Source organism: Cribrihabitans pelagius, assembly GCF_048820915.1.
Lineage (GTDB): Bacteria > Pseudomonadota > Alphaproteobacteria > Rhodobacterales > Rhodobacteraceae > Cribrihabitans_A > Cribrihabitans_A pelagius.
Map to the genome: position 1 here is coordinate 1 of NZ_JBMERR010000056.1, position 3,309 is coordinate 3,309.

A 3,309-nucleotide genomic window follows, 5' to 3' on the forward strand; every position below is an offset into this window, starting at 1 on the left:
GTCCAAAGCCGGTCGACCGCCCTTGGAACTACGCGGCCTGCCAGCCGCGCACTCAAGAATTGGCCGAAAGCGCTCGAAATCCACCGTGGCATTCAATGTCTCCAGCGGATCGCCACCCGCCGAGATCCCCGCCAGCCGGTCATCAACGCTCCAGAAGCCTGCTTGCCTCGACATGGCCGCCTCCCGGTTACGCGGGAAGTGAATCACGTTATCCGCCGATCAGCCAGAGGTTTCCGGAGGTGTCCACCCTGCTTGCTCCGGGTGCTGTGACCGTGCTTTCCGGGTTCCGCACCGCAGACGCAGATCAAATCCTGGCGGCCTGCCGCTACGGTTTTTTGCCCGAAGCCTGGAAGGTCACGACCCTGGGCGACGAACGGCACCACGAGCAGACACTCCGAGTACTTCAAGTCACCACGTCAACCGGCACGTCCCGGGCCGGCGACCTCTACCGGTTGGAGCGCAACTTATGCGACGCGCTGCAGCAGCCCTGCCCGCTGCTGGTTCTACTGCCCGATGGGGAAAGCCTCCCGGACAGTCTCAGTACGGTCCTGCCGGACCCGGTGAAGTTGGAGCCGCTCAGCCGCGATATCCTCATCACACAGCTGGAACACAGTCACAGCGCAACCGGCAAAATTGATCGCGAGGCCGTGGAACCGCTCATCCCGGACGACAGTGCGCTGGCCGGTCTGGGTGACCCGGAGGTTCTGCTGGCACTCAGGGCCCCGGATGCCCGCGGCGTAGCGGAACGCCTGGCCGCGGCGGTTGCCCGGCCTCAGCAGCACGCTGGCGGCGTTCGAACGCTCACCCTTGAGGCCATCGGCGGCAGTTCGCCTGCCCACAAGGCGGCGGCGGATCTGGTGGCGGATCTTCGCAGCTGGCAGCGTGGTGAGATCAAGTGGAGCGCAATGTCGCGCTCCATGTTGATCCACGGCGAACCCGGAACCGGCAAAACTGTGCTTGCAAAGGCGATTTCTGCCTCTGCCGGGGTTCCCCTAATCCAAGGCTCTTTCGGCGCCTGGCAGGCCCGGGGCCACTTGGGCGATATGCTGGCCGCCATGCTGGCGTGTTTCCAGGACGCAAAATCCCGGAAGCCTTGTGTTCTGTTTATCGATGAGATCGATAGTTCCGGGTCTCGCGCCGACACCAGCGACCGCAATCAGGCCTATCGCCAACAAGTCATCAACGAGTTCCTGCGCCAGATCGATCTGCTTCACCGCGAAGAAGGCATTCTGCTGATCGGCGCCACCAATTTTCCCGGAAAAATCGATCCGGCCATCCTCCGCCCAGGCCATTTCGACCTGCAACACGAGATGCCGCTTCCAACCCAGCAGCAGATCCTGGTCATGCTTGAGCAAGCCTTCCCGGACACCGGGGAATATCTGGTTCCGCTGTCGCGGAACCTGACCGGGCAAACCCCAGCCGTGATCGATGCAAAAATCCGCGACGCCCGCGCCCAGGCACGGCGCCAGGGGCACAGCTTCGATCCAAGATTTCTTGAGCAGGTCCTCGGCAAGGAACTAGGATACCGAAAGCAGTTGGATGATCGCATTGCCGTGCATGAATGCGGGCACGTTATCTCCGCGTGGCTCTACGGTGAAGAGATCAAACGTGTCTGCCTCTGCCCGACCGGAGGGTTGACCGAGCGCAGCGCACCGCCGGGTGCCGGGCTGGAGGCGGATTTCGACAGGCAGATGACTATCCATCTGGCTGGCCGAGCTGCGGAACGGCTTGTGTTCGGGACGATCTCCGCCGGTGCAGGCGGAGGCTCGTCCTCGGATCTCGCACAGGCCGCGCAGCTGTCACTAGCGATGGATTATGAACTCGGGCTTGGCGTTCATGGAAACGCCTGGTTCGGCCCGCCAGACTTTGCCCGCCTTTCGGCAGGCGAGCGCAAACGCCTGCAGGAGCGGCTTGACCATGCCGAGGACTTAACCCGCGCCCTCCTGTATCCACATAGGCACCTGCTGCAGGAAATGGCCTCGATTCTGACCCGGGAACGGGAGTTTGACGCTAACACCGTAAAGTCTTGGCTGCAGGCCATGCCTCGCAAGCCCGGCCCGGACGATGATCCGGAAGTCACCGGAGATGATAATTCAAACGCAGCCACCGCATTCGGCGCAAGTTCCGGATAACTCCCCGCCGGAAATAGTTTGCGATCCCGAGCCGCCACGGACCCAAACCTCCCCGCGCCCCGAGCGGCGTCAGACAAGGGTTCCGGCAACCGAGTTATCCACATAATCCCGGCCAGCCGCGGCAACAGCAGCCTGTTCAAGGGGCCCGCCGTCCTCCCGCTCCCCGTATGATGAACCCAACAGCCGCCGGAGCGCTCTCCGGCACGATCAGCATCATAACGGAACGCCCCGGGCAAAGGCCTGCGGGCGCAGAGGAGACCTCGGCCTGTGGCACGGGACCAGAAGAGCTATGTCAATTGCCAGCGGGCACCGGATGCGCCCGCTGGTAAAACCACCGTCCGCCCGGCCGATGTACCCTACACTCAGGCGCAGCTGCACGCGTTCCTGCGCGCCCTGGCCCGGGAAACAGCCCGCGCCAATCACAGGAACGACAAAGAACCAGATTAGAACCAATCCTCAGAGGCACCGATGTCCAAGCCCAAACTCCGCGCCGCCATCTACGCCCGGTATTCAAGCGACCTGCAGCGCGACGCCTCTGTCGAAGACCAGATCCGCAGCTGCACGGACTACGCCAAAGACCAGGGGATGGAGGTCGTTGCCACCTACTCTGACCGCGCCATCTCCGGCGCCAGCCTGATGCGCAGCGGCATGCAGGCCCTGCTGCGCGATGCGCGCGGCGGAGCTTTCGATGTGCTGGTCTCGGAAGCCCTCGACCGCCTAAGCCGCAACCAGGCCGACATTGCCCACATCTACCAGGAGTTCTGCTTCAACGGCCTCCCGATCGAGACCCTGGCCGAGCGTGTGATTTCTGAGATCCACATCGGGCTCAAGGGAACGATGAATGCGCTCCAGCTCAAGGATATCGCGATGAAGACCCATCGCGGTCTCAAAGGACGCGCACTGTTGGGAAAATCCGCTGGCGGCAAAGCTTACGGCTACCGTATGAAGCCGCAGCTCACGGCCAGCGGCGAGGTGATCCGCGGGGAGCGCGAGATCAACCCGGAGGAGGCCGCAGTCGTGCGCAGGATCTTCCAGGACTACGCCAAGGGACTGTCCCCGAAGAAGATCGCCGAAGCCCTCAACAAGGAAGGCGTGCCAGCCCCGGCCGGCCGCCACTGGGGTGCCTCCACCATCCATGGCAACCGCCAGCGCGGCACCGGCATCTTGAATAATGAAC

Annotated in this window: 2 protein-coding genes; both read left to right on the plus strand. The window is 63.3% G+C overall.

All coding sequences use genetic code 11. From position 1 onward, the window contains the following. Positions 1-239: 239 nt before the first annotated feature. Complete coding sequence (locus ACOHX0_RS21790; RefSeq protein ID WP_420679348.1) at positions 240-2,132, plus strand: AAA family ATPase; 1,893 nt, start codon at positions 240-242, stop codon at positions 2,130-2,132. A 468-nt stretch (positions 2,133-2,600) separates the two neighbouring features. Then, positions 2,601-3,309: recombinase family protein (locus ACOHX0_RS21795; RefSeq protein WP_420679349.1), on the plus strand; the 709-nt coding region annotated here is incomplete at its 3' end.